Origin of the sequence: Glutamicibacter sp. FR1 (assembly GCF_047300825.1) — a bacterium.
GTDB classification, from domain to species: Bacteria; Actinomycetota; Actinomycetes; order Actinomycetales; family Micrococcaceae; genus Glutamicibacter; species Glutamicibacter nicotianae.
Genome location: NZ_CP178602.1, coordinates 2,223,721 through 2,247,557, shown reverse-complemented (window position 1 = coordinate 2,247,557; position 23,837 = coordinate 2,223,721). Strand labels below are relative to the sequence as shown.

General features: G+C 61.4%; 23 protein-coding genes. 17 read left to right on the top strand and 6 right to left on the bottom strand.

What is annotated here, in order from left to right; all coding sequences use genetic code 11:
* Positions 1 to 72 precede the first annotated feature (72 nt).
* The 3 genes from ACLQ8T_RS10805 to ACLQ8T_RS10795 are packed head-to-tail and all read left to right on the top strand — an operon-like array spanning position 73 to position 2,609.
* Positions 73 to 894: an electron transfer flavoprotein subunit beta/FixA family protein gene (locus ACLQ8T_RS10805; protein ID WP_413454631.1), complete on the top strand. Its 822-nt coding sequence runs from the start codon at positions 73 to 75 to the stop codon at positions 892 to 894.
* A gap of 12 nt (positions 895 to 906) precedes the next feature.
* Entirely contained in the window at positions 907 to 1,851 is a 945-nt protein-coding gene (locus ACLQ8T_RS10800; protein WP_413454630.1) for an electron transfer flavoprotein subunit alpha/FixB family protein, read from the top strand.
* Positions 1,848 to 2,609, top strand: a complete 762-nt coding sequence (locus ACLQ8T_RS10795; RefSeq protein ID WP_204722495.1) for a PIG-L deacetylase family protein — start codon at positions 1,848 to 1,850, stop codon at positions 2,607 to 2,609. Before ACLQ8T_RS10800 ends, ACLQ8T_RS10795 begins: the two co-directional genes overlap by 4 nt.
* A 92-nt stretch (positions 2,610 to 2,701) precedes the next feature.
* On the opposite strand, the gene ACLQ8T_RS10790 is transcribed toward ACLQ8T_RS10795, so the two are convergent.
* From ACLQ8T_RS10790 to ACLQ8T_RS10780, 3 genes are all read right to left on the bottom strand, one after another.
* Entirely contained in the window at positions 2,702 to 3,259 is a 558-nt protein-coding gene (locus tag ACLQ8T_RS10790) for a hypothetical protein (protein WP_413454629.1), read from the bottom strand.
* Positions 3,260 to 3,383: 124 nt separating this feature from the next.
* Positions 3,384 to 3,845, bottom strand: a complete 462-nt coding sequence (locus tag ACLQ8T_RS10785; RefSeq protein ID WP_038990563.1) for a tRNA (cytidine(34)-2'-O)-methyltransferase — start codon at positions 3,843 to 3,845, stop codon at positions 3,384 to 3,386.
* 44 nt (positions 3,846 to 3,889) lie between these two features.
* On the bottom strand, positions 3,890 to 4,789 hold the full coding sequence (locus ACLQ8T_RS10780) for a DnaJ domain-containing protein (protein WP_413454628.1): 900 nt from the start codon (positions 4,787 to 4,789) through the stop codon (positions 3,890 to 3,892).
* A 117-nt stretch (positions 4,790 to 4,906) separates the two neighbouring features.
* On the opposite strand from ACLQ8T_RS10780, the gene ACLQ8T_RS10775 reads away from it, so the two are divergent.
* Positions 4,907 to 5,806: a diacylglycerol/lipid kinase family protein gene (locus ACLQ8T_RS10775; RefSeq protein WP_413454627.1), complete on the top strand. Its 900-nt coding sequence runs from the start codon at positions 4,907 to 4,909 to the stop codon at positions 5,804 to 5,806.
* On the opposite strand, the gene ACLQ8T_RS10770 is transcribed toward ACLQ8T_RS10775, so the two are convergent.
* Together ACLQ8T_RS10770 and folP are read right to left on the bottom strand one after the other, a co-directional pair.
* Complete coding sequence (locus ACLQ8T_RS10770) at positions 5,775 to 6,533, bottom strand: dihydrofolate reductase family protein (protein WP_413454626.1); 759 nt, start codon at positions 6,531 to 6,533, stop codon at positions 5,775 to 5,777. The genes ACLQ8T_RS10775 and ACLQ8T_RS10770 overlap by 32 nt on opposite strands.
* A gap of 12 nt (positions 6,534 to 6,545) precedes the next feature.
* Positions 6,546 to 7,472, bottom strand: a complete 927-nt coding sequence (gene folP / locus ACLQ8T_RS10765) for a dihydropteroate synthase (protein ID WP_413454625.1) — start codon at positions 7,470 to 7,472, stop codon at positions 6,546 to 6,548.
* 112 nt (positions 7,473 to 7,584) lie between these two features.
* Between folP and ACLQ8T_RS10760 the strand changes: the two genes are divergently transcribed.
* The 3 genes from ACLQ8T_RS10760 to mnmA are packed head-to-tail and all read left to right on the top strand — an operon-like array spanning position 7,585 to position 10,792.
* Complete coding sequence (locus tag ACLQ8T_RS10760) at positions 7,585 to 8,394, top strand: hypothetical protein (RefSeq protein WP_204722490.1); 810 nt, start codon at positions 7,585 to 7,587, stop codon at positions 8,392 to 8,394.
* Between the two features lie 29 nt (positions 8,395 to 8,423).
* Positions 8,424 to 9,659 carry a cysteine desulfurase family protein gene (locus tag ACLQ8T_RS10755; RefSeq protein WP_204722489.1) on the top strand — a complete coding sequence of 412 codons (1,236 nt, stop codon included), beginning with the start codon at positions 8,424 to 8,426 and terminating at the stop codon, positions 9,657 to 9,659.
* Positions 9,656 to 10,792 carry a tRNA 2-thiouridine(34) synthase MnmA gene (mnmA, locus tag ACLQ8T_RS10750; RefSeq protein WP_073705995.1) on the top strand — a complete coding sequence of 379 codons (1,137 nt, stop codon included), beginning with the start codon at positions 9,656 to 9,658 and terminating at the stop codon, positions 10,790 to 10,792. Before ACLQ8T_RS10755 ends, mnmA begins: the two co-directional genes overlap by 4 nt.
* Before the next feature lie 170 nt (positions 10,793 to 10,962).
* Here mnmA and ACLQ8T_RS10745 read toward each other — a convergent pair whose 3' ends face one another.
* Entirely contained in the window at positions 10,963 to 11,322 is a 360-nt protein-coding gene (locus tag ACLQ8T_RS10745; protein ID WP_204722488.1) for a hypothetical protein, read from the bottom strand.
* 227 nt (positions 11,323 to 11,549) lie between these two features.
* On the opposite strand from ACLQ8T_RS10745, the gene ACLQ8T_RS10740 reads away from it, so the two are divergent.
* From ACLQ8T_RS10740 to ACLQ8T_RS10695, 10 genes are all read left to right on the top strand, one after another.
* On the top strand, positions 11,550 to 13,181 hold the full coding sequence (locus ACLQ8T_RS10740; RefSeq protein WP_204722487.1) for an ABC transporter substrate-binding protein: 1,632 nt from the start codon (positions 11,550 to 11,552) through the stop codon (positions 13,179 to 13,181).
* 145 nt (positions 13,182 to 13,326) lie between these two features.
* Positions 13,327 to 14,418: an ABC transporter permease gene (locus tag ACLQ8T_RS10735; RefSeq protein WP_413454624.1), complete on the top strand. Its 1,092-nt coding sequence runs from the start codon at positions 13,327 to 13,329 to the stop codon at positions 14,416 to 14,418.
* 2 nt (positions 14,419 to 14,420) lie between these two features.
* The gene (locus ACLQ8T_RS10730; RefSeq protein WP_038990550.1) at positions 14,421 to 15,407 is read left to right on the top strand and encodes an ABC transporter permease; all 987 of its coding nucleotides are present in this window, start codon (positions 14,421 to 14,423) and stop codon (positions 15,405 to 15,407) included.
* A complete protein-coding gene (locus ACLQ8T_RS10725) occupies positions 15,404 to 17,098 on the top strand; it encodes a dipeptide ABC transporter ATP-binding protein (RefSeq protein WP_413454623.1) in 1,695 nt (564 codons plus the stop codon). Before ACLQ8T_RS10730 ends, ACLQ8T_RS10725 begins: the two co-directional genes overlap by 4 nt.
* Before the next feature lie 108 nt (positions 17,099 to 17,206).
* Positions 17,207 to 17,578, top strand: coding sequence for a chorismate mutase (locus ACLQ8T_RS10720; RefSeq protein WP_204722483.1), 372 nt, complete (start codon positions 17,207 to 17,209; stop codon positions 17,576 to 17,578).
* The gene (locus ACLQ8T_RS10715; protein WP_413454622.1) at positions 17,571 to 18,635 is read left to right on the top strand and encodes a hypothetical protein; all 1,065 of its coding nucleotides are present in this window, start codon (positions 17,571 to 17,573) and stop codon (positions 18,633 to 18,635) included. Before ACLQ8T_RS10720 ends, ACLQ8T_RS10715 begins: the two co-directional genes overlap by 8 nt.
* Before the next feature lie 136 nt (positions 18,636 to 18,771).
* Positions 18,772 to 19,452, top strand: a complete 681-nt coding sequence (gene mtrA, locus ACLQ8T_RS10710) for an MtrAB system response regulator MtrA (RefSeq protein WP_204722481.1) — start codon at positions 18,772 to 18,774, stop codon at positions 19,450 to 19,452.
* Positions 19,449 to 21,269, top strand: coding sequence for an MtrAB system histidine kinase MtrB (mtrB, locus tag ACLQ8T_RS10705; RefSeq protein WP_413454621.1), 1,821 nt, complete (start codon positions 19,449 to 19,451; stop codon positions 21,267 to 21,269). Before mtrA ends, mtrB begins: the two co-directional genes overlap by 4 nt.
* Positions 21,269 to 22,972, top strand: coding sequence for an LpqB family beta-propeller domain-containing protein (locus ACLQ8T_RS10700; RefSeq protein WP_204722479.1), 1,704 nt, complete (start codon positions 21,269 to 21,271; stop codon positions 22,970 to 22,972). The genes mtrB and ACLQ8T_RS10700 overlap by 1 nt, the downstream gene beginning before the upstream one ends.
* Positions 22,973 to 23,041: 69 nt before the next feature.
* The gene (locus ACLQ8T_RS10695; RefSeq protein WP_204722478.1) at positions 23,042 to 23,830 is read left to right on the top strand and encodes a ComF family protein; all 789 of its coding nucleotides are present in this window, start codon (positions 23,042 to 23,044) and stop codon (positions 23,828 to 23,830) included.
* Positions 23,831 to 23,837 lie beyond the last annotated feature (7 nt).

The window sequence follows — 23,837 nt, the reverse complement described above, 5'->3', positions numbered from 1 at the left end:
AGAGGTTGAAGGAATAAGCCTGCGCCCGTGTTTTGCACCGGAGCGGGCATAGATGATTGTAGGAAGGCGCGAATGAGCGAGGAAAGCACCACGCCACTGAAAATAGTGGTCCTGGTCAAACACGTCCCAGATGTTCAATTTGACCGTCACATCGATTCGGGGACGCTGCGCCTGGACCGTGCGGAATCAGTCCTCTCGGAGTTGGACGAATACGCTGTCGAAGCCGCCGTTTCCATCGTGGAAGCCAACGGTGGATTCGCGGCCGGGCATGAAGTCATCGCTGCGACCATGGGTGGTAAGGGGGCGGGCAACTCGGTCAAGAAGGCCTTGCAGATGGGCGCCAGTTCTGGCCTGCATCTCAGCGATGAAGCCCTGGCCGGCTCCGATACCGTCGCCACGTCCAAAGCACTTGCCGCTCTGGTTGATTATGTTGGCAACGTGGACCTGGTTGTTACCGGCATGTCCTCGACTGACGCAGAGACTTCGGTTGTCCCAGCTCAGCTCGCAGAGCGACTGGGCTTTGCACAGCTGACTCACGCGCTCGCCGTCGAGTTCGACGCAGCACAGCGCGAACTGGCGATCAAGCGCGATCATCTGGATCGTACCTTGACCCTGACAGCTAGCCTGCCTGCAGTGCTTTCGGTCACCGACCAGGCCAATGAGCCCCGCTACCCGAATTTCAAGGCCATCATGGCCGCCAAGAAGAAGACCGTTACCGAGCTGGATTTGGCGGCTATCGGCTTGGATGCTGCGGCTGTTGGGCCCATTGGTTCGAACACCGAGGTTATCGGAGCCGAAGCCCGTCCTGCACGTGAAGCTGGAACTGTCATCAACGACAGCGGCCAGGCAGGCATTGCCTTGGTTGATTTCTTGGCCGAACAGAAGCTGATCTAAGGAATATTGAACATGCCTTCAGCCCTTGTATTTTTCTCTGAATTTTCCGAAGCACCGTCCAAAGCCCAACGCGAACTGCTGACCCTGGCATCCGGCTTCGAGAACCCAGCTGTGGCCGTTGCAAGCGAAGTCAGCGCCGCAGCACAGGAAGTGCTAGCTTCTTACGGCGTGGTGAAGCTCTACACCGCCTCCAGCCAAGCGCAGGTTTTCGGACAGCACGAGCTTTCCGTGCTTGACGCAGCCCTACAGGCTACCGGCGCCGGATTGGTTTTGCTTGCCAACGACAACTTCAGCCGTGAACTCGGGGCCCGCCTGGCTGTCCGCCACAACGGTGCGATTATCACTGACGTCATTGGCATCACCGGTGACTTGGTGGCGACCAAGGACGAGCTGGCCGGAAGCTACAGCGTTCAGGCCAAGCCAACCAACGGGACTCTCTTCGCCACTTTGAAGCCAAACAGCATCGAGGACGCTCCTGCTGCTGCCAACATCCCGTTGGCGGTAGAAGAACTGGCGCTGGAGGATTCCAGCGATGCCAAGGTCCGTATTGCGGCCGCCGAGGCCAAAGCAGCCAGCGACCGCCCGGCACTGACCGAAGCGCGCGTCGTGGTTGCTGGCGGACGTGGTGTCAATGGAGACTTCGGTCCGGTTGAAGACCTCGCGGATGCCCTGGGAGCCGCCGTGGGCGCTTCTCGAGCAGCAACTGATGCCGGCTGGATCTCGCATGATGCGCAGATCGGCCAAACTGGTGTAACCGTCGCACCGCAGTTGTACATCTCTGCAGGCATCTCCGGAGCAATCCAGCAGAAGGCAGGCATGCAGACCAGCAAATTCATCATTGCCATCAACAAGGATGTCGACGCTCCAGTCTTTGAAATTGCCGACCTGGGCATCGTTGGCGACTTGGCCAAGATCCTGCCGCAGGCAGCCGAAGAGATCCGACGTCGCAAGGCATGATCGATACAACGCGATTCATTGGCACAGGCTCCCAGCGGGTTCTGGCCTTCGGCGCCCACCCGGATGATCTGGATTTTGGGGCGGCCGGCACCATCGCGGCACTGACCGCTGCGGGTGCAGAAGTCCAGTATTGCATCATGACCGACGGAGACGCCGGAGGCTTTGATGATCGGGATCCCGAAGAAACAGCCAGGCTCCGCCACGAAGAGCAGAAGCAGGCCGCGGCCAAGGTGGGCGTGAAGACCGTCCATTTCCTCGGTGAACGCGACGGCTTCTTGGAAGCCAACCACGATGTCATGCGCAAGGTGGTACGGCTGATGCGCCAGGTGAGGCCTACTATCGTGATTGCCATGCACCCAGAGCGCAAGTGGGATCGGATCCAGGCCTCGCACCCAGATCATCTGGCTTGCGGTGAAGCGGTCACTCGCGCGATATATCCGGCGGTGGAGAATCCGTTCTCCTATCCAGAACTGCTGCGTGCCGAAGGACTGGAACCGTACAAGGTGCCTTGGCTCTGGTTGTGCGGCGCTCCGCAGGAACGCGAGAATGCCTACGTGGACATCACCGAATTCTTCGGCAAGAAGATGGATGCCTTGCGTTCGCACTTCACGCAGCATCCGGACGTTGCGGCCATGGAAAACTACGTTCTGCAGCAGTGCGAAGAAAACGCCGTGCGGGGACAACTTGGAAAAGGCAAGCTTGCCGAAGCCTTCCACGCAGTGGCGGTGAACGCCAGCGACACGATTGCCGGGTTCTAGCGATCCGGGTGATGTGCATACGAAAAGAGCTCGGGGCGAAGATCATTAAATGGTCTTCGACCCGAGCTCTTTGCTTAGCCGGTGGTGAGTTGCTAGCTCGCGTCCTGCGTTTCTTGGTCTTGGGCCAGCGGAAGGTCCACTGAAGCTTCAGCATCTTCAGATGGCATGTCCGGGATCTTGGCTCCCTCAATGGTGATGTGAAGCGCAATCACATCATCGGCTGGGGTCAGTCCAGCCGAGGCGTCTTCACCGGTGCTGGAAACGATCACCGAGACACTGCCGGACTCATGCACGGCCCAAGCAACGTACTGTTCCGACCCGTCCAAGGCCGGCAGCTCGGAGAGCTCGACACCCACAGCATTTTCGGACTCGGAGGAGCTGAGCACCGCTTGCCCGCCGCTCTTCAACTCGACGGTCTGGGTGACCGCATCATCGGCTTTGGATGCCTTAGATGCTTCCGTGCCCCCATTGAGCAGGGTGAAAATCACCAACGCTAGGACAACGATGATGGCAAGTCCTGTAACTGCGAAGATCCAGCGCTTGGGCTTTTTCTTCGCTGCACGTGAACTGCTGGCCACTTGGCTCACCAGGTCTAGACCCAGGTTCTCGTCCTGGGGTTCGTCGCGGTGCTGGGAATGGCTACCGTTCATGGTCTTGGAATCTCCCGAAATGTAGTCGGCACAGTTCAATACCCGTGAAACTGCGGGTACAGACTCGAGCCTACTTTATAAAGATTAGGTAAAGCTGTATGCGTGGCGCTGGCGAGCTGGTACTTTATGCGCCAGCGAAGCCGTGCTGGCGCCACGCTTCGAAAGCCACTACGGATGCCGTGTTGGCCAGGTTCATCGAGCGGCGTCCTGGAAGCATCGGCAAGCGGACCAAATCGGTGACGCGAGGATGCTGCTTATCCTCTGCGCTTAATCCAACAGATTCACGGCCGAAGAGCAGGATGTCGCTGGTCTCGTAGCTGATGTCCGAGTAGACAGTGGTTCCTTCGGAGGTGAAGGCGTAGACCCGGCCTTCACCCAACGCATCAAAGGCAGCATCAAGATTTTCATGCACCGTGACATTGGCCAGATCGTGGTAGTCCAATCCAGCGCGACGCAGGTTGGCATCCTCGAAGTTGAAGCCCAGCGGCTTCACCAAATGCAGTTCTGCGCCGGTGATGGCTGCTAGTCGGATGGCGTTGCCGGAATTACCCGGGATCTCTGGGGCATTGAAGACGATACGAAACACTCAACTAGTTTAAGCTCTCGCCGTGAAGATTTAAGCCATTGACCTTAGTACATCGCCTCTAGCAACTTCGCCAGGGCCAGGCGGTCAACAACATTTGGCGATGGACCGGAGCCCAGGAAGAGTTTCAACTCGCGGATCAATCCCGCGGCGTTGAGCACATTCGGCGTCGATGCCAGGGTTGGATCGGCATTGCGGCGGTACTCGATGACCGGTTCGTGATGATTGCCGTTGGCAGAAAGCACCAGGGTGAACGCGACAACGTTCATCCGCATGAACTGGCGTTGCATTCCGGAGATGGAGAACTGCGGAGGCTGCGTCAGCTTATTGCCGTGGCGCAAAACGTTGCCGTCAAAGGAATAATAGCCATCGGGCAACGTCATCGTGTTGATCACTGCCATGCGGTAACCGGCAAACAGCACATGGTCGTAGTGGCCGGATGCCGGCGAACGCAATCCATTGACCAAACGGGCCGCCGGCAAGATATTCATTACATTCTTGGCCAGCAAGTTGATGGTCTGGGCTTCGCGAAGCAGCCTCGATCGGTTGGAGAACAGACCGCGCTTGCGAGGTTCTCCGTGTACACGCTGCTCACAGATCTTCTTGTCCGGCAGCGCCAAGGAGGATTCTGACAATGGCGGTACATACTCGGTGGGCAACTGGGCCTTGGGTTGCTGTGGGCTCTTGCGCAAGCGCTCGTCGAACGGACGGGCGCTGAATCCGGCGCGCGGAGCGTTGCCCGGAGCCGGGAAGCTCTGCTCATAGTCCAGCGGAGCTGCCAGATCGTTCAGCTGCTGGAAAGCACGCTGCACTTCTTTGAACTTGTCTTCGCTGCCACCGAGGTCTGGATGCGTGGCGCGAGCGGCTCTCCGGTATGCGATCTTGATCTCTTCCAAGCTCGCAGTGGGCGCGACACCAAGAATTTCATAGGGACTTGGTGTGCTCATTGAACGGAAGAATCCTTTCGGTGCAAATGACGAGATGGCCAGTGCTTCCCATTTTAGCGAACGCAACCCAGCAAATTCTTTGTAGAAGCGTCAAGTTGCTAGGTAATCTCTATGCTCATGAGCTCGTTTGCGCACGCCGAAAAGATTCGAATCATCTTCCACCCGGCCTCAGGACGAGGACGGGGGATGCGCCGTGCTCAGCAACTTGCTCAACAGCTGGGGGTTCTGGGACTGGAGCACGAGCTGGTTGATACCTCGGTTACCAGTGTGGAGCAGGTCGGCGGTCGGCTCAGAGCTTCGCGGATCATCATCGTTATTGGCGGTGATGGCCTGATCCATCACTGCATCCAGCATGTTGCGGGTACTACGATTCCCGTTGGGATTGTTCCGGCTGGCAGCGGCAACGACTTCTGGCGCATGACTGGGGAAGCGAAGGCAGAAGATTCCTTGGCCAAGATGATTGCATTTTGCAGGCAACCGGGAGCAACGACGCCCATCGACCTGTTGGAACTGCGGTTTGACCAGGCCGGGGGATCACCGCGTTATGCGCTGGGTGCGGTCTCCTGGGGCTTTGAAGCCACCGTCAATGCGAAAGCCAACGCGCTGCCACGGCAACTCGGATCCTTGCGGTACATCGCCGGACTGATCCTGTGCATCCCGCAGCTGCGCGGATGGCACAGCGAGATCAAGGCCAATGGACTGGAATTTAGCGGGAGTGTCCTGGCCGCCAGTTTGGCCAATATAAAGTCCCTGGGCGGAGGAATCAGGCTCTTCCCGCGTGCCGAAATAACCGACGGCACCGCAGAATTGGCGATCGTACGGGGACCACGGATTCTGCGTGTCCTTCCGTATCTGCCGAGAATCCTCACTGGCGCACCACACCCATGGAAAGTCAGCGCACACCTTGCACACGCCCGCGTGGAAACTACTCGGAGCAGCTATGCAGACGGGGAATGCGTCGGCGAGGGGCCATTCGACCTATCAGTTATTCCGGCTGGGATTCAGCTGATCTCCTGAACCGGTAGTCGCAGAAGAGCATGCTGTTCTCTTCGAAAAGGGAATGCAGCTCGAACTGGAGGAAAGCCTGCTGCTCGTGAACCGCAATTCTCATGCCATCGCCAGCCACCAGCACCGGGGAGTGGCTGATGCAGGCTGAATCCACGGCGCCAGCCGCGGCGAATTGTCCAAATATATGGGGACCGCCCTCGGCATGGATGAAGCCAAGACCTCGGGAATGCAGGTAGTTGACAATTTCCTGCGGAGCACATCCACCGTCCTTGTCAGAAACCTGCACGAGGGTGGCATTGGTCCCGAAAGCTTCACGCTGTTCGTCAGATACGTGGACGCTGGTGAAAAACAACACCGGAACTGGGGATTTGGCAAAGACCGGCTCAGGTGGCTTCATATGCAATCCGTGGGAAACAAGCGCCAGCACAGGCTGTGGTGGCATCCCACGCTCGATTCGCCATGCCATGTCCTCTTCGGATAGGAGCTGGCCTTCGTATCCCTCGGCACGCACCGTTCCCGCACCGACCAGGATTACGTCCGCAAGTCGGCGCAAGAGCGAGAAAATCCTTCGATCGCCCGGTGAACCCAAACCGCCGGAAAGCCCATCAACCTGGGCGCTGCCATCGATGCTGCTGACGAAGTTGAAACGCACGAAAGGGCGTTGCCCACTGGAGTAGCGTTCAAGCAGGAACTGGTCATCGACCTGATCAGACTGATGGGGGAGCAGGGCACGCATCTGGAGAACTCCTTACTGACTGGCTTCGCGTTCTGGGTGCGCAGGAGGATTGACATCCCCCATGTTGTGAATCTGGTAGGCAGGTTCCCGCCAACCCTGAGCTGCTTCTAGCAGGCGTACAGTCTGCACCGATTCAGGAATGTTGTGCATCCGCAGAATCCGGGCGCCATTCATCGCGCAGATTGTTGCTGCCACCATGGATCCGACCATGCGCTCGGCCTTCGGCAAGTTCAGCGTCTCGCCAATGAAATCCTTATTCGAAACTGCAGCCAATGCCGGATAGCCCAAATCAGCAAAGGCCTGGAACCCGGCGGTCAGGTCCAGTGTGTGGCGGGTGTTCTTGTTCAGGTCATGGCCCGGATCGACAATGATCTTCGCTGGCGAGATACCAGCATCCAACGCGACCTGGACCTTCTCCACCAGGTACTGGCGGATTTCGTCTACCACATCGTCATAGTGCGGGCGCGGATAGACGGTGCGGGGCTTGGCCAGCGAATGGGTGATCACCACGTGCACATTGTTCTTGGCCACCGCCTGTGCCAATTCCGGGGAGGAAAATCCTGTGGTGTCATTGATGACATCCGCACCGGCCTCAATGGCGGCTTGCGCCACCTGTGGGTGGAAAGTGTCGGCCGAGATGATCACCGAACTGCGTTGGCGCACTTGGCGGATCACCGGGACAATTCGCTCCGCCTCCTCCTGCCACGGAAGCTCGGGGCCAGGGGAGAAGGGCACCCCGCCGATATCCACCCAGTCTGCGCCCGCCTCAACCGCACGCATGGCAGCGGCTACTGCATCGTGCAACCCAAAGGTCGACCCTGCATCGTAGAAAGAATCCGGGGTGCGGTTGATCACGGCCATCACCGCGATCCGCTTTGAGAAATCCAAGGAACGCTGCGAAAAATCATGGACGGGAACCAAGAATTCAGGCTTGAACATGCAGGAAGGCTCCCTTAGCTGGTTTCGACAAGTCATCTGTTGTTCTTCTATTCATACCACCGAGTATGGCAGGGAGACGGAATTCCTCTGCTGATCTCGCTAGGCTTAGAGCATGCAGTTTTCCCACCTCTCCGCAGATCACGGGCAATGGATCGCGTCCGCTTGCGCATCGGCCGACCCCAGCACGGTTGTTGCCCAAATCCCTCACGGCTTTGAACGCTACGTTCGCATCTTGCACCCATCCCTGGATGAGGATGACCAACTAGTGCGCTGGGAGACGGTGGCGCAGAGCCGCAAGCACATCATCACTGCGGCCGATCTTTTCGAAACCGTGGCCGGACTGGACGCGCAAGGCAATCCTGAAACCGAGGATGCCTGGGTGGATTCCGATCTGCCCCTTGACCAGCTCCCGGAATCCCAATGGCATGCCCTGGCCGCAGAACTTCTCGCGGCTTCCCCGCAGGACCAGAAGTTTGTGGTGGGCTTGTGGGCAGGCTATGCCTTTATCGAAGGCGGTGATCGAATCCAGATTGAGCGCGAACCGGATCCTGCTTTGAACGATGAAGAGAACCAAAGGGAGTACGAATTGGCGCTCGCCGAAGCGCAGAAGCCGGCCTTTAGCCCCGAGGTCATCCACGCGGACCTGCTGGAGCTGGGTGGCGGATACCGGAACTACCACCTGTTCGAAGCGGACGCCGAGTTCTTGGCGCGACCCGAATGGGCAATAACTGCCGACGGTGCCCAGCGCCAGCGCCCTGCATTGGCCTTTGCAGCAGACCACTCGTGGATGCTGTCAACCGAACCCTTCGATGACTGCACTATTCTGGGCGGACCCGCGTCATTGATCGAATCGATCCTGAATAATCCGGTCCTGGAAGCCATTGAGGTCGGCCAATTCACACGGATTGGCCATTCTAACTAGGGCACCAGACCCCGTACCATTGAAGAGTTATGAATACTTCCGCCGTATACTTGGATCACGCGGCAACCACCGATCTGAATCCAGCAGCTCTCGCTGCGATCACCGAGCAGTATTCCCGCACGGGAAACCCGTCGTCCTTGCACACGGCAGGACGTCGTGCCAACCGTACGGTGGATGATGCCCGCCAGGCTATTGCCAATGCCGCCGGGGCGCACCCCAGCGAATTGATCTTCACATCTGGCGGAACCGAATCGGATAACCTGGCGCTGAAGGGCCTTTTCTGGAACCGCGTAGCGGCCAACGAGCAGGCGCGCGCCATCGTGCTCACCGGCATCGAGCACCATGCGATCCTGGATACGGCAACCTGGTTGCAGGACCACGAGAATGCCACCTTGCTGTGGTTGGCCGTTGACGGGGACGGCGTAGTTGATCTCGATGCGGCAGAGAAGCTTTTTGCAGAGCACCACCAGCGCATTGCCTTGGCGACCTTGATGTGGGCCAACAATGAAGTCGGCACCGTGCAGCCAGTTCGTGAATTCGCCGCCTTGGCTGGCCGCCACGGGATCCCTGTGCACTCGGATGCGGTCCAGGCCTTCGGAGCGGTGGAGGTCGACTTCGCCTCCTCCAATTTGGCCACCATGGCGATCAGCGCGCATAAGATCGGCGGCCCGGTAGGTATCGGCGGACTGCTGGTTCGCAGGGATGTCGTGCTCACCCCTGTGCAGCACGGCGGCGGACATGAACGCAAGCTGCGTTCGGGCACCCTGAACGCCGCCCACGCGGCCGGCTTCGCCGCTGCGGCTACTGCGGTGCGTGCCGAATTGCAGCAGGAAGCCGCGCGGCTGAGCGAACTGCGCGAATACGCTGTCGAGAAGATCAGCGGCTTAATTCCAGAAGCCGTGCTGAACGGTCCACGGGACCAGGCCAACGAAGGCAAGCGGTTGCCCGGCAATCTGCACTTCACTTTCCCCGAATGCGAAGGGGATTCCCTGCTCTTCGGCTTGGATATGGTGGGCATTGCCTCATCTACTGGTTCGGCCTGCACCGCTGGCGTTCCGCAGCCTTCGCATGTTTTGCTGGCTATGGGACGCGATGCGCGCGCCGCGCGCAGTGTGCAACGTTTCACATTGGGGCATACATCCACGCGCGCCGACGTTGACGCATTACTAGAGGCTTTGCCGCAAGCATATGCCCAGGCAAAGAAGGCTGGCATGGCAGCCGATGAAAGCAGCATCCACACGGCAGGAACAGGTTTTACACGATGAAAGTACTAGCAGCGATGTCCGGAGGCGTGGACTCGGCGGTCGCCGCCGCCCGCGCGGTTGAAGCTGGCCACGATGTGGTCGGCGTGCACCTGGCTCTGTCCCGCATGCCAGGGACCCTCCGCACCGGTTCGCGCGGTTGCTGCACCTTGGAAGACTCCAATGATGCCTGGCGTGCCTGCGACAAGCTGGGCATCCCGTATTACGTCTGGGATTTCTCTGACCGCTTCGCCGAGGACGTGGTGGATGACTTCGTAGCTGAATACGAGGCCGGCCGCACCCCGAACCCGTGCATGCGCTGCAATGAGAAGATCAAGTTCGCCGCCTTGCTCGAGAAGGCCCTGGCCCTGGGCTTTGATGCGGTCTGCACCGGCCACTACGCCAAGGTGCTGCGCGACGAGCAGGGCAACCCGGAGCTGCACCGCGCCGCGGACTGGGCCAAGGACCAGTCCTACGTCTTGGGCGTGCTGACCCACGAGCAGCTGGAGCACTGCATGTTCCCGCTGGCCGAAACCCCCTCCAAAGCGGAAGTCCGTGCCGAAGCCGCCGCGCGTGGCCTGACGGTCGCGAACAAGCCCGACAGCTACGACATCTGCTTCATCCCTGATGGGGATACCCGCGGATGGCTGGCTGAACGCATTGAGATGAAGCCAGGGGAGATTGTCGACCACGAGGGCAACCAGCTTGGCGAGCACGAAGGCGCGCAGGCCTTCACTGTTGGCCAGCGCAAGGGCCTTCGCCTGGGCCGTCCGGCTGCCGATGGAAAACCGCGTTTCGTGCTGGAAATCCGTCCGAAGGAGAACAAGGTGATCGTCGGTCCAGAGGCTCTGCTGGCCGTGGACCAGTTGCGCGGTATCCGCATTTCCTGGGCGGGCGTGCCAATCGCTGAAGTCTTCAGCGGAGACACCTTCGATTGCATGGTGCAGGTGCGTGCGCACGGCGATCCGGTGGCTGCTGTGGCTCACATGGAGCGCTCCGATGAGGGCCGTGACGAGCTGGTAGTCAATCTCCCTGAAGGCATGCGCGGAGTTGCGCCGGGCCAGACCATGGTCGTTTACCAGGGCAGCCGGGTGCTTGGCCAGGCAACCATCGATTCTGCCCGTTCCAGCGCCTGGGACTCCAGCAAGGTCAACTGATTATGCCGACGCAAAGAAGCCCTTGGTTCCATTCGAAAGAGAATGGAACCAAGGGCTTCTTTGCGTCAAAGGCTCTTTAGCGTCGCCAAAGGGCAAAAGATGGGTTGTTGCCCCGCTCGCGGAATGTCCGAGTAGCCGGGCGAGCCAATTGAAACGGATGGAGACAGCTTCTAGTCCTCGTCGACAATGCCGAACATATGGGCCGAAATATCCTGGTACTCCACGCGAGTCTTGCCTTTTTCCAGCCTTGGCAGCTGCGCCGGGGAGTGCGTGTGGCAGTGCACGAAATCGAAGGCAGGCCACCACTTCTTGGGACGCTCGTACTCGCTGAAGCCGCAGACTTCGCAGACCAGGTGAATCCACACTGGCCGTTTGCCGGTGCGATTCGCACGCGACTGGGCCAGCCATGCAGGCGGGTTCGAATTCAGCTCACGAAACTCGGCTTCGCTCAACTTCGACGGGATGCCGTGCTTCTTGGCCATTTCTACTGGGATATCCAACGCGATTGCCGCGTCTCTACGAGTCATCATTGGTATCTAGCTTATGCCACCGGGCGAACACCCCGGAAGCCATGCCAGCCCATCGCAACGGTGAGTTAGCGTGGCTATGGGCTGAAGCGCAAAAAGCGGGCGTTGAGACCGCGCTTTTGCCAATTTCCACCTCTTCCATTCGTATTTCGTGCCCTGCATCACATAGGCTATGTGAAGCATGTGCTAATCATCACAGTGCATGCATGTATCTAGACGAAGGATGACTCATGACTCGCAAGAAGAACGGACTGCGACTCGCAGCAGCCGTTGTGGGTATCTCTGCCCTGGCTCTGACCGGCTGCACCCAAGCTGCAGACAGTGGCAATGAAGGCGGCGGCAATGGCGATACCAGCGCCCCGATCACCCTGGGCACCACCGACAAAGTGACCTCTCTGGACCCTGCTGGATCCTACGACAACGGTTCGTTCATGGTCATGAACCAGATCTACCCCTTCCTGCTCAACTCCGAGCCGGGCAGTCCGGACCCATCGATGAGCCTTGCCGAATCCGCAGAGTTCACTTCCCCGACCGAATACACGGTCAAGCTGAAGTCGGGCTTGAAGTGGGCCAACGGCCACGACCTTGACTCCAAGGACGTCAAGTTCACCTTCGACCGCCAGCTGAAGATCGCGGACCCCAACGGTCCTTCCTCGCTGCTTGGCAACGTCGAGTCCATCGAAGCGCCAGATGCCACCACCGTGGTCTTCAAGCTGAAGGTCGCCAACGACCAGACCTTCCCGCAGGTGCTGACCTCTCCGGTCGGCCCGATCGTTGATGACGAAGTGTTCTCCGCGGACAAGGTCATGGACGACCAGGAGATCGTTGAGGCCAAGGCCTTCGGCGGCCAGTACGTCATTGATTCGTACAACAAGAACAACCTGATCTCATTCAGCGCCAACGAGTCCTACCAGGGCGTGCTGGGCCCGGCTGCCAATGACAAGGCGGCGATCAAGTACTACGCCGACGCCAACAACCTGAAGCTCGAAGTCCAGGAAGGCAAGATCGACGTCGCTTGGCGTTCGCTGACCCCAACCGACATAGAGGACCTGGGCAAGGATGAGAACCTCGTGGTCCACAAGGGCCCCGGTGGCGAGTTGCGCTACATCGTCTTCAACTTCGATTCCATGCCGTACGGCGCCAAGACCGATGACGCTGATGAAGCGAAGTCGCTGGCCGTGCGCCAGGCCGCCGCGCACCTCGTGGACCGCGAAGCCATCGCGAAGAACGTCTACAAGGACACCTACACCCCGGCCTACTCCTACGTGCCGCAGGGCTTTACCGGTGCGATTGAACCGCTGAAGGACCTGTACGGCACCGACGGAAAGCCGGATGCCGCCAAGGCCAAGAAGGTTCTGGAGGATGCCGGCGTCGAGACTCCCGTCAAGCTCGCACTGCAGTACAACCCGGACCATTACGGCCCGAACTCCGGTGACGAATACGCACTGGTTGAGAAGCAGCTGGAAGCCGATGGCCTGTTCGACGTCGACCTGAAGTCCACCGAATGGGTGACCTACCAGAAGCAGCGTGTCTCGGATTACCCTGCCTACCAGCTGGGCTGGTTCCCTGACTACTCGGACGCAGACAACTACCTGTCGCCGTTCTTCGCCAAGGACAACTTCCTGTCGAACAACTACGACAATCCCGAGGTCGACAAGCTGATCTCCGAGCAGCGCGGCATGACCGATGCCGCCGAGCGCACCAAGGCCATCGAGGAACTGCAGACGATGGTGGCCGAGGACCTGTCCACGCTGCCGCTGCTGCAAGGTGCCCAGGTGGCCATTGCGGGCAAGGACGTCAAGGGCGTCGACAAGACCTTGGACGCTTCGTTCAAGTTCCGTCTCGGTGTGCTGAGCAAGTAATTCCGCTCCAGCCTCGCAGACAGCAAACCTGAGGGGATCCGCCACGCGCCAGCAACGGCAGACGCGGTGGATCCCCTTGGCATGCGCCGTCAACGGCAACTTTCCACGGCGCAGCGCCACGCATCCTGAACCAAAAGGACAGACGATGACTATCACGTCGCCACCGGGCCAAGAAGCAAGCCCGCTAGCAACACCCAAACCAGCAAAGCAGAAGGGCGGGGGATTCCTCCGCTACCTGATTACCCGATTCTTGCTGATCATTCCCACTGTCTTCATCCTCATCACAGTGGTGTTCTTCCTGATGCGCGTGACCGGCGACCCGATCACCGCGGCCCTGGGCGGACGGCTCACACCGGACCAGCTGGCTCAGCGCATCCACGAGGCCGGCTACGACCGGCCGATCCTGATCCAGTACTTCGAGTACCTGGGCCAGATCATCACCGGGGACCTGGGCCGCACCATGAGCGATAACCGCGCGGTCACCGAGGTGCTGGCCACCTACGGCGCAGCCACCTTGGAACTGGCCATCAATGCGGTGATCGTCGCGCTGCTGGTCGGCATCCCGCTGGGCCTGGTCGCCGCGAAGTTCCGCGACCGCTACACGGATGCCGTGCTGCGCATCCTGGCCATCCTCTCCTACGCCACCCCGGTCTTCTTCGCCGGCCTGCTGCTCAAGCTGGTTTTCGGCGTGTGGCTCGGCTGGCTGCCCATCAGCGGACGTGCCGACTGGCAGACCGAACTCGAGCTCACCGGATTGCAGAGCCCCAGCGGCATCTATTGGCTGGACGCGCTGCGCAGCGGCAACATGGAAGCATTCGCCAACGTCACCGAGCATGCGATCCTTCCGGCATTGGCGCTGGGCCTGCTCACCGGCGGCGTGTTCCTGCGCCTGGTGCGCACCAACGCGATTGGCACGCTGGGCCGTGAATACGTCGAAGCCGGCCGTTCGCGCGGTGTCAGCGAATACCGGCTGACCACCAAGCACGCCTACCGCCCGGCATTGATCCCGATCATCACCGTCATGGGCCTGCAAATCGCCATGCTGCTCGGCGGCGCGGTGCTCACCGAGACCACCTTCGAATGGTCGGGGCTTGGCTTCAAGCTCGCCGAATACCTCACCGCCCGCGACTTCGTGGCAGTGCAGGGCATCGTGGTGCTGCTAGCCATTATCGTCGCCGTCACCAACTTCATTGTCGACGTGCTGGCCGCCTTGATCGACCCGAGAGTCAGGTACTAATCATGAGCACAGCAACCCTGCCCGCCTCGAACAAATCCTGGCTTGACCGGCTCCCGGTCATTTCTCACCTGCGCATGTCCTCGGGCCTGCAGCGCGGCATGCTGATTGCCGGCCTGATACTGTCCGGGCTGTTCATCATCACCGCCTTGTTCGCACCGCTGATCGCGCCCTTCGACTTCGCGCAGTCCTCGGACGCTTCGGGCGACTTCCCGCGCCAGGCTGCCCCGGACAGCAAATTCATCTGGGGCACCACCGCCACCGGCTACGACGTGTTCTCGCGCACCCTCTTCGGCGCGCAGACGGCCATCTGGGTGATCCTGGCCGCCGTGGTCATGTCCCTGTTCCTCGGCGTGCTGCTGGGGCTGGTCTCCGGCTACCTCGGCGGCTGGTTCGACCGCATCGCCGTGGTGCTGTCCGACGCGATCTATGCCTTCCCGTCCCTGCTGCTGGCCATCGTGATGTCCATCGTGATCTCGCAGGGCCAGTCCTCGCTCTTCGGCGGCGTGATGGCGGCCGCCATTTCCATCACCGTGGTGTTCATCCCGCAATACTTCCGCGTGGTCCGCGCCGAGGTGATGCGCCTGAAGGCGGAGCCGTTCGTGGAATCCGCCCAGGTGATCGGTGCCAGCCCATGGCGGGTGATGTTCGCCCACCTGCTGCGCAACGCCACCCGCACCCTGCCGCTGATCTTTACGCTCAACGCGACCGAGGCGCTGCTGACCCTGGCCGGCTTGGGCTTCCTGGGCTTCGGCATCGAGCCGACCAGCGCGTCAGAATGGGGCTACGACCTGAACCGCGCAATGTCCGATGCGACCAGCGGCATCTGGTGGACCGGCCTGTTCCCGGGCTTGGCCATCGTGCTCACCGTCATGGGCCTGACCCTGGTGGGCGAATCCATGAATGACCTCAATGACCCGCGCCTGCGCCGCTTCAGCCGGAAGAAGGCCAAGCGCATCACCCAGTCCGGGCAGGTAGGAGCAAGCAAATGACCAATAGTCCTGTCCTCAATCCAGCGGCCGACGCCGGCACCTCCGATGTGCTGCGCGTCGAGGACCTGAACATCGATTTCGTCACCGACGCCGGCGCCGTGCCAGCGGTGCGCGGTGTCGACCTGCAGGTCAAGGCCGGAGAGATCCTGGCTATCGTGGGCGAATCCGGTTCCGGGAAGTCCGTCACCGCGCGCACCGCCTTGGGCATCCTTGCCGAGAACGGCGCCTCCCGCGGCGGCGTCTACCTCAAGGGCAAGAACATGCTGACCCTGCGCGGCCACGAGCTGCGCGAAACCCGCGGCCGTGATGTGGCCATGGTCTTCCAGGAGCCATCCACCGCGCTGAACCCGGTGTACACCGTGGGCTGGCAAATCATGGAGGGCATCCGTGCGCACAACAAGATCTCCAAGAAGGAAGCCAAGGCGCGCGCCATCGAGGCGATGCGCCAAGTCGGTATCCCGGATCCGGAGCAGCGCGTGGACTACTATCCGCACCAGTTCTCCGGCGGGCAGAAGCAGCGCGTGGTCATCGCCGCGGCGCTGGCCCTGAAGCCGGAGCTGATCGTGGCCGACGAGCCGACCACCGCATTGGATGTCACTGTTCAGGCCGAAATCCTGCAGCTGCTGCGCGATTTGCGTGACGAGCTGGGCACCGCGATTGTCATCATCACCCACAATATGGGCGTGGTGGCCGATATCGCGGACCGCGTGATCGTGATGAACCAGGGGCAGATCGTCGAGCAAGCACCGGTGATCCAGCTCTTCGAAGCCCCGCAGGAGGACTACACCAAGTCCCTGCTGGCCGCCGTGCCGCACCTGGGGCGCGAAAGCGCCTCGGAAGGGCTGGCCGAACGCCCGCACCAGGATGCTGAAGTGCTCGTGGAAGCGGCGGGCCTGAAAGTGCATTTCCCCGGTCGCCTCGGCGCTCCGGGCTTCACCGCGGTCAACGAGGTGGACCTGAAGATCCACGCCGGGGAGGTCTACGGCCTGGTCGGCGAGTCGGGATCGGGCAAGACCACCATCGGGCGCAGCATTGCCGGGCTCAACCGCATCACCGGCGGCTCGCTGAAGGTGCTGGGCTACGAAATGGCCCAGTTCAAGGAACGCACCTTCAAGCCGCTGCGCGAGCAGATCGGATTCGTGTTCCAGGATCCAGCGGCGAGCTTCAACCCGCATCTGACCGTGGGCGAATGCGTTGCCGAGCCGCTGGCAGTGCACCGCGACCTGAACCCGCCGCAGACCCGTGCCAAGGTGGCCGAGCTGCTGGAGTCGGTGCAGCTGCCGGCCGGATTCGCGAACCGGTACCCGCACGAGCTCTCCGGCGGCCAGCGCCAGCGCGCCTCGCTGGCCCGCGCCCTGGCCCTGGAACCGAAGCTGCTGATCGCCGATGAGCCAACCAGCGCGTTGGACGTTTCGGTGCAGGCGAGGGTACTGGAGCTGTTCCGCGAATTGCAGGCCGAACTGGGCTTCGCGGCCCTGTTCGTCTCGCATGACCTGGCAGTGGTCGACCAGCTGGCGACCTGGGTGGGCGTCCTGTTCCGCGGCAGCCTGCTGGAAGAAGGCCTGGGCTCCAAGGTGCTGGCCAACCCGATGCACGAGTACACGCAGCGGCTCATTGCCTCGCTGCCGGTGCCGGACCCGCGCGAGCAGGCCCAGCGCCGCAAGCTTATCGAGCAGCTGAACGGATCCTGAGCCACGGCAACCAAGGAACCACGGGCATGTCCCGGACACGGTTTGGCACCGTGTCCGGGGCACGTCACCTTGTGCGCAATCCGGAATGTGAACCCGTAAACTGGTGCCATGGACGAGCCGAAGAACACTGAGACCACCCAGTCATTCGACCCGCACGCGAGCTCGTTGCAGGGCGAGGTGAAGAATGAAGTCCTCGAAGAGCTGTACGCAATCCGCGGCAGCATCGACAACTTTGATGCCCAGCTGGTCTTCCTCTTGGCCGAACGCTTCAAGGCGACCCAGCGCGTCGGAATCCTCAAGGCCAAGCACCAGCTGCCGCCCAGCGATCCGAACCGCGAGAAGGCGCAGATCGAGCGCCTGCGAGCCCTGGCTCACGAAGCGCATCTTGACCCGGAATTCGCTGAAAAGTTCTTGAATTTCGTGATTTCTGAAGTCATCCGCCACCACCAGAACATTTCAGACTCGCACAACAATGCCTGAGCAAGAACTGCAGGTCGCTGAACGCCACGATGTCCACGCCACTGCCTTCTGCCAGTTCCCGGGCACCGACCCGCTGGCCATCCATGAAGTGGTGCGCGGCGAGTTGGGGGAGCCCAACCTCGCCGTCTTCCCGCAGCTGCCTGATCGCGGTGTCGGTGCGGATGCCGTAGGCCGCAGCGCCGCGCTGCTGGCTGACCTCGGCTTCGATTTGCAGCCGCATGGCTGGAGGATCGGCGTCACCGACGGCATCGATGCCCGCCGGGCGCGCAGCATCCTGCGCAGCGACGAGAACCTGCTCGCCGATGTTCTGGGCGCCGAAGCCCGCCCTGCCCGGCGGCTCAAGCTCACCCTGCTCGGACCGTGGACCCTGGCCGCCAGCCTGTACCTGTCCAACGGGGAGCGCGTGATCAGCGATCACGGGGCACGGCGCGATGTCATCGAGTCCTACGCCCACGGAGCCCGCGAGCAGCTGGGCCGCCTGGCCCGCATCACCTCGCTGGCCGACTTCACCATCCAGCTTGATGAGCCGCTGCTGGGCGACGTGCTTGACGGCACCATCAGCACCGCCAGCGGCTACCGAACCCTGCGCTCGATTCCGCGCGCCGAAGTGCGCGGCTCCTATGAGCAGTTCCTCAAGGTGATTGGCGGCGATGCCCAAGGCCAGCGGGTCGCCTCGCTGCTGAACCTGCCAACCTGGGACGAGCACTGGATTGAACGGGTCGATCTGCTGCACCAGGCTGGTGCCGGTGCAATGCTCATCGACCCTTCCGGCCTGACGCACCGCAAATGGGAACGGGTCGCCGGGTTGGTAGAAGGCGGAGACCGCGTCTTCTTGCAGGTGCTGGCCCCTTCCGAGCGGGCCCCGGGAGTTGTCGAGGCGGTGAACTCCATTCTGCGTCCATGGCGCCAGCTGGGCTTGGGACTGGGACAGCTCGGGGCGCTGACCCTGATGCCGCGCGGGGATTTCTCGCGCAGCAGCTCGGCCCAGGCCATCGAGAACCTGCAGCGGCTGGCCAGTTATGCCCAAGCGTTGGAGCAGACGCGCATCGATGCCTAGCCAACGCCCTGATTCCTGCCGGTCACAGCGGAAAAGGGCAGTTGATCATGTATCTTAGGAATAGTGGGGTAGCGGATCTACCCGGTTTGGCCAATTGGCGGAAAACCTCAGACCTACGGTTTCAGGGGGACATGGGATGAAGGCCCGGATTTTAGTCGTTGACGATGACGAAGCGTTGTCGGAAATGATTGGCATTGTGCTGCAAAACGATGGCTTCGAGGCCTCGTTCTGCTACGACGGTTCCGGCGCTCTCGAAGCGTTCCGCGAAGCCAATCCGGACCTGGTGCTCCTTGACCTGATGCTTCCCGGCATCGACGGCATCGAGGTCTGCAAGCAGATCCGTGCCGAATCCGACGTTCCCGTCGTAATGCTCACCGCCAAGTCGGACACTGCCGACGTGGTCCGCGGCCTGGAATCCGGTGCAGACGACTACGTGCCCAAGCCTTTCAAGCCAGCTGAGCTGGTAGCCCGCGTGCGTGCCCGCCTGCGTCCGAGCGAAACCCACGCCGCAGAGACTTTGCAAGTTGGCGAAGTGTCCATCGATGTCGCTGGCCACCGCGTGACCCGCGGAACCGATGTTGTTTCGCTGACTCCGCTGGAATTCGATCTCCTGGTGACCATGGCCCGCAAGCCTTGGCAGGTCTTCAGCCGCGAGCAGCTGTTGGAAGCGGTCTGGGGCTACCGCCATGCGGCAGACACCCGCCTGGTCAACGTCCACGTGCAGCGCCTGCGCTCGAAGATTGAAATCGATCCAGAGAAGCCGCAGATCATCCAGACAGTTCGCGGTGTCGGATACAAGGCTGGTTCGGCAAGTTGAGTTCGCACACGTCGGCCGGTACAGAGTTGGTTCCGGTCGATGTGCATGTCCATTCGCAGTCCAAGCCTGCGAGGTGGAGCAATATCGAGCCGTGGATCAGGCGCCCGTGGCACACGGCCAAGCTGCGCTGGCAACGCCACCTGCTGTTCCGCACCGTCATATCGACGCTGCTTTTCACCGCTTTGGCCCTGGTTGCGGCAGGCGCCTTCCTCTCCAACCAGATCGCGTCCACGCTCTACGAGGAGCGCGTCAACCAGATATCCAAGGAATCCGAGCGCGGCTTGACCCAGGCGCGCTCGATTCTTGAATCGGCATCCACCACCGACCGCGCCTCCACCCAGGCCCTGGTGAATTCCACCTTGGCTTCGCTGGAAGGCGATGGCGCAACCGTGGTGCGCGATTTCGTGCTGATGCCCATTGCCGGCGACCAAAGCCTTTATGTCGGTCCGATGGCTTCCGGTTCGCTGACCACCCGTGTGATCCCCGGCGATCTCGCGGAGCGGGTTGCAGGGGAGCAAGGCATCTATTGGCGTTCCATCGAACTGGGGGCCGATAACGCAACCAAGCCCGGACTCATCGTCGGCACCAAAGTCCTGATTCCGCCTGGCCGCGAATACGGTTTGTACCTGGTCTATGACCTGTCCAGCGTGCAGGACACCCTCGAATTCATCAACCGCGCAATGGCATTCACCGGCCTCATCCTGCTGGCTGTCGTAGGTTTCGTCGCGTGGTCGGTGGCCCGCACAGTGGTCCGCCCGGTGGCCGATGCCGCCTACGTTTCGGAGAGGATTGCCACCGGTGATCTGGACCGGCGAATGAAGGTCGCAGGCAAGGACGAGGTGGCCCGATTGGGTACTGCCTTCAACCACATGGCGCACTCGCTGCAAGAGCAGATCACGGCGCTGAATAATCTCTCGGCCATGCAGCAGCGCTTCGTCTCCGACGTATCGCATGAACTGCGCACCCCGCTGACCACCGTGCGCATGGCGGCCGAAGTGATCCACGATGCCCGCGAAGACTTCGATCCGCTGACCGCGCGCTCGGCTGAACTGATGTACAACCAAATCGAGCGTTTCCAGCACCTGCTCAACGACCTGCTGGAAGTATCCCGCTTCGATGCCGGTGTTGCGGTGCTTGACCGCGAATCCACCGACTTGAACGTCATTGCCCGCAAGGTCATTGACATCGCCACCCCGGTAGCCGATGAATACGGTTCGCTCATCCGCCTGAACGCGCCGAGCGAAGGCTGCGTCGCAGAGGTTGATCCGCGCCGGGTCGAGCGAGTCATCCGCAACCTGGTGCTCAATGCGGTGGAGCATGGCGACAGCAAGCCGATCGACATCACCATCGGATCCAACCAGAACGCGGTAGCGGTCACCGTGCGGGACTACGGCATCGGCATGACCGAGGAAGCATGCAACCATGTCTTCGACCGATTCTGGCGTGCCGACCCCGCCCGTGCACGGACCACCGGAGGCTCCGGCCTCGGCCTGTCCATTTCCATGGAAGACACCCGGTTGCACGACGGCCGGCTGGAAGCATGGGGCAAGCCGGGCATCGGATCGGTGTTCCGCCTGACCTTGCCGCGCAGCGAAGGCCTGGAGATCGTGTCGTCGCCGCTTCCATTGGAACCGCCAGTTCCGGAGAGCCTGGCTAGCGTCATACTGGGGGACAGCTTCCCGCTGACCGGCGAGGTGCCGAAGATCGGGTATACCCCGCTGGTTCTCGATCCGGATATGGATGAGGATCAGCTGCATGATGATGTCACCGATCCGACCCTGGGCCGCAGCGAACAGAAGAAGGAAGGGGAGAACTGATGAGGAAGAGAATCTTTTCCAGCCTCGCCATCATTCTCTCAGCGGCGCTCGCGCTCTCGGGCTGCGCTTCGATTCCCAGAACTTCCACTGTCCAGCAGATCGAGGCCGAGACCGATGCCAGCGGCGCTGAAAGCTACAGCTACGCGGCGGAGGGGCCTGCAGCAGGTGCTGACGCGCGGGCCATCGTCGAGGGTTTCGTCGAGGCAGGCCGCTCGGTATCCGAGGATTACGCGGTCGCCCGCGAATTCATGGACGGGCAGCTGAGCAACACCTGGCGTGGCGACACGCAGACGCTGATCTACGATGCCTTCAACGTGGTCAACGGCGCGGATGCGAACCAGTACACGGTTCAGCTCGAAATCACCGGCGAAGTCGATGAGCATGGCGTGCGCACCAACTACCCGGATCATTCCACCCGCGCCGTGGATATCGAGGTCGCCAAGGTGGACAATGAATGGCGCATCACCAAGGCGCCGGACGGCACGATGCTCGAAGCCTCGACGTTCACCAAGATCTTCGCGGCGCAGACCCTGTACTTCTACGATGCCAGCTTCGCCTACCTGGTACCCGACATCCGCTGGTTCACCTCGGGTTCGGGCACCACCACCTCGATGGTGGAGGCCTTGCTGGACGGCCCGGCGCCGTACCTGCAAAATGCCGTCATCTCCGCTTTCTCAACGGCCAGCGAGCTGGTGCGTTCCGCGGTGCCGGTGCGCGATGGCGAAGCCACCATCGACTTGAATTCCAATACCTTCGCGGAAGCCACCGACCGGAGCATACTGCTGATGCGCCAGCAGCTGGAAACCACGCTGACCGGCCTTGCTTCGGTAGACTCGGTCAAGCTGCTTCGTGAGGAAAACGAAGTCAACCTGTCCACTGAGGACACGAATATCGAGCCGGCGAAGGTCAACCCCAGCACGCAGGATACATTGATCGGCATTTCGGACCAGTACCTGGTCTACGTCAAGGGGCTGTCGATCATCCCGGTGGGCGGTGTGCCGGATATTTCCGGCTACGACCCGCGCGACCCGGCCATGTCTCCGGTCGGCAATCGCTATGCCTTCCTCAATGGCCGCCGCACCCAGCTGTGGGGCATCGACGACAGCGGCCAGCTGCGGCTTTCGCTGGAAGGCCGGGAGCTGATCCAGCCGTCGATGGATCTGGCCGGCTGGACCTGGACCGCGGATAACGGGGCATCCACCCCGATCAGGGCGGTCCCCGCCGACACCGAAATGAAGGGCGAGGCCCGTCCCATCGACGTGGCCTGGCTGGAAGGCGCCCAGATCGATTCACTGCGGATTTCCCGCGACGGCGCGCGGGCCCTGATCGTGGCCACCGAGGGCAACAGCACTTCGGTCTACGTCGCCGGAGTGATTCGCGATGCTGAAGGCGTTCCACGCGGGCTCACGGATTCGCCAATGAAGATCTATCCAGAAGTACCGGTTAACACCGCATTATGGGATTCCGACAGCTCCATCATCGTTGCCGAGCTCGGTGATGACGAAGCCGTTGAAGCGGCCCAGATTACCTTTGAAGGCGGCAGCGAGCAGCTGCAGCTGCTGTTGGGCATGGTCGGCATCGCTACCGGGGTCGGCAACCGCCGCGAGGTATATGCCGAGACCAATGAAAAGCTGTACACCCGGGTCGGAAACTCATGGCATGAGCTAGACGATTTCGCCCAGGATGTCGCCTATCCAGGCTAAGTCGGAGCCGGTTCCACAGTTCGGCGGCGACTAGTCCGGTCCAGGTGATTCATCGGCCATTCTGGTCGCATGGAGATACCCCAGGAGTATTTGCGCGTCCTCGATGAGCTGTGCGGCAGCCGGTCCATGCGCTGGCTGGGATTCGGCACCAGGGAATTTGCCAACTTCCTGCTGCCCGCCAGTTGCGCGGTCTGTGGCCGAGCAGATTTTCGGCTTTGCCCCGAATGCCGCAGCGAGATCCAACGCCAGCTGAGCCTGCCGCCATTGCCCGATAACCATCATCTCTACGTCGAGCTTCCGGCGCTCGGGCTGCAGCTCCCAGTGACGTCTTGCGGCACCTACGGCAAGGCGCTGGCTCGCGGATTGCTGGCCTACAAGAACAAGCAGCGCTACTTCTTGGGCGCCGTCTTCGCCCCGTATCTGGCTGCCGCGCTGAACGCGGGGTGCATCCCGCAACGTCAAAATTTTCCTACCCTCGCGGTGCCGGTGCCCAGTTCCCTCAAAGCCACGGCGCAGCGAGGATACTCGCCGGTGAAGACAATGCTCGAGCATGGACAAGCTCGGGGGCTGCTCTCGGCAGATCTCAAGTGCCGTTCGCTGCTTCACTACCGCCTGGGTTCCGCGCTGGGAGGGGCGCAGAAAACCAAGAGCGGCTCAGACCGGCGCGGCGGCCAAACCCACTTCGTTGCCGAGCGCGCCAGCACCGCAGGCCAGCCGGTCATCCTGGTCGACGACGTGCTCACCACCGGTTCCACGCTGCGGCACGCGGCCATGGCCTGCCATGAGGCAGGATATGACGTCACCTGCGCCGTCGTCTTGGCATTGACGAAACCGCCCAATACCGGCCCTGAACAGTGATTACGCT

Excerpts from the sequence above, each read along its gene's own strand:
- mtrA (WP_204722481.1), top strand. The coding sequence starts at position 18,772 with ATGAAGGCCCGGATTTTAGTCGTTGACGATGACGAAGCGTTGTCGGAA.
- ACLQ8T_RS10700 (WP_204722479.1), top strand. The coding sequence starts at position 21,269 with ATGAGGAAGAGAATCTTTTCCAGCCTCGCCATCATTCTCTCAGCGGCG.
- ACLQ8T_RS10770 (WP_413454626.1), bottom strand. The coding sequence starts at position 6,533 with ATGCGTGCCCTGCTCCCCCATCAGTCTGATCAGGTCGATGACCAGTTC.
- ACLQ8T_RS10720 (WP_204722483.1), top strand. The coding sequence starts at position 17,207 with ATGGACGAGCCGAAGAACACTGAGACCACCCAGTCATTCGACCCGCAC.
- ACLQ8T_RS10790 (WP_413454629.1), bottom strand. The coding sequence starts at position 3,259 with ATGAACGGTAGCCATTCCCAGCACCGCGACGAACCCCAGGACGAGAAC.
- ACLQ8T_RS10725 (WP_413454623.1), top strand. The coding sequence starts at position 15,404 with ATGACCAATAGTCCTGTCCTCAATCCAGCGGCCGACGCCGGCACCTCC.
- ACLQ8T_RS10730 (WP_038990550.1), top strand. The coding sequence starts at position 14,421 with ATGAGCACAGCAACCCTGCCCGCCTCGAACAAATCCTGGCTTGACCGG.
- ACLQ8T_RS10775 (WP_413454627.1), top strand. The coding sequence starts at position 4,907 with ATGAGCTCGTTTGCGCACGCCGAAAAGATTCGAATCATCTTCCACCCG.
- folP (WP_413454625.1), bottom strand. The coding sequence starts at position 7,472 with ATGTTCAAGCCTGAATTCTTGGTTCCCGTCCATGATTTTTCGCAGCGT.
- ACLQ8T_RS10800 (WP_413454630.1), top strand. The coding sequence starts at position 907 with ATGCCTTCAGCCCTTGTATTTTTCTCTGAATTTTCCGAAGCACCGTCC.
- ACLQ8T_RS10740 (WP_204722487.1), top strand. The coding sequence starts at position 11,550 with ATGACTCGCAAGAAGAACGGACTGCGACTCGCAGCAGCCGTTGTGGGT.
- ACLQ8T_RS10735 (WP_413454624.1), top strand. The coding sequence starts at position 13,327 with ATGACTATCACGTCGCCACCGGGCCAAGAAGCAAGCCCGCTAGCAACA.
- mnmA (WP_073705995.1), top strand. The coding sequence starts at position 9,656 with ATGAAAGTACTAGCAGCGATGTCCGGAGGCGTGGACTCGGCGGTCGCC.
- ACLQ8T_RS10795 (WP_204722495.1), top strand. The coding sequence starts at position 1,848 with ATGATCGATACAACGCGATTCATTGGCACAGGCTCCCAGCGGGTTCTG.
- ACLQ8T_RS10805 (WP_413454631.1), top strand. The coding sequence starts at position 73 with ATGAGCGAGGAAAGCACCACGCCACTGAAAATAGTGGTCCTGGTCAAA.
- ACLQ8T_RS10780 (WP_413454628.1), bottom strand. The coding sequence starts at position 4,789 with ATGAGCACACCAAGTCCCTATGAAATTCTTGGTGTCGCGCCCACTGCG.
- ACLQ8T_RS10745 (WP_204722488.1), bottom strand. The coding sequence starts at position 11,322 with ATGATGACTCGTAGAGACGCGGCAATCGCGTTGGATATCCCAGTAGAA.
- ACLQ8T_RS10755 (WP_204722489.1), top strand. The coding sequence starts at position 8,424 with ATGAATACTTCCGCCGTATACTTGGATCACGCGGCAACCACCGATCTG.
- ACLQ8T_RS10695 (WP_204722478.1), top strand. The coding sequence starts at position 23,042 with ATGGAGATACCCCAGGAGTATTTGCGCGTCCTCGATGAGCTGTGCGGC.
- ACLQ8T_RS10715 (WP_413454622.1), top strand. The coding sequence starts at position 17,571 with ATGCCTGAGCAAGAACTGCAGGTCGCTGAACGCCACGATGTCCACGCC.
- ACLQ8T_RS10760 (WP_204722490.1), top strand. The coding sequence starts at position 7,585 with ATGCAGTTTTCCCACCTCTCCGCAGATCACGGGCAATGGATCGCGTCC.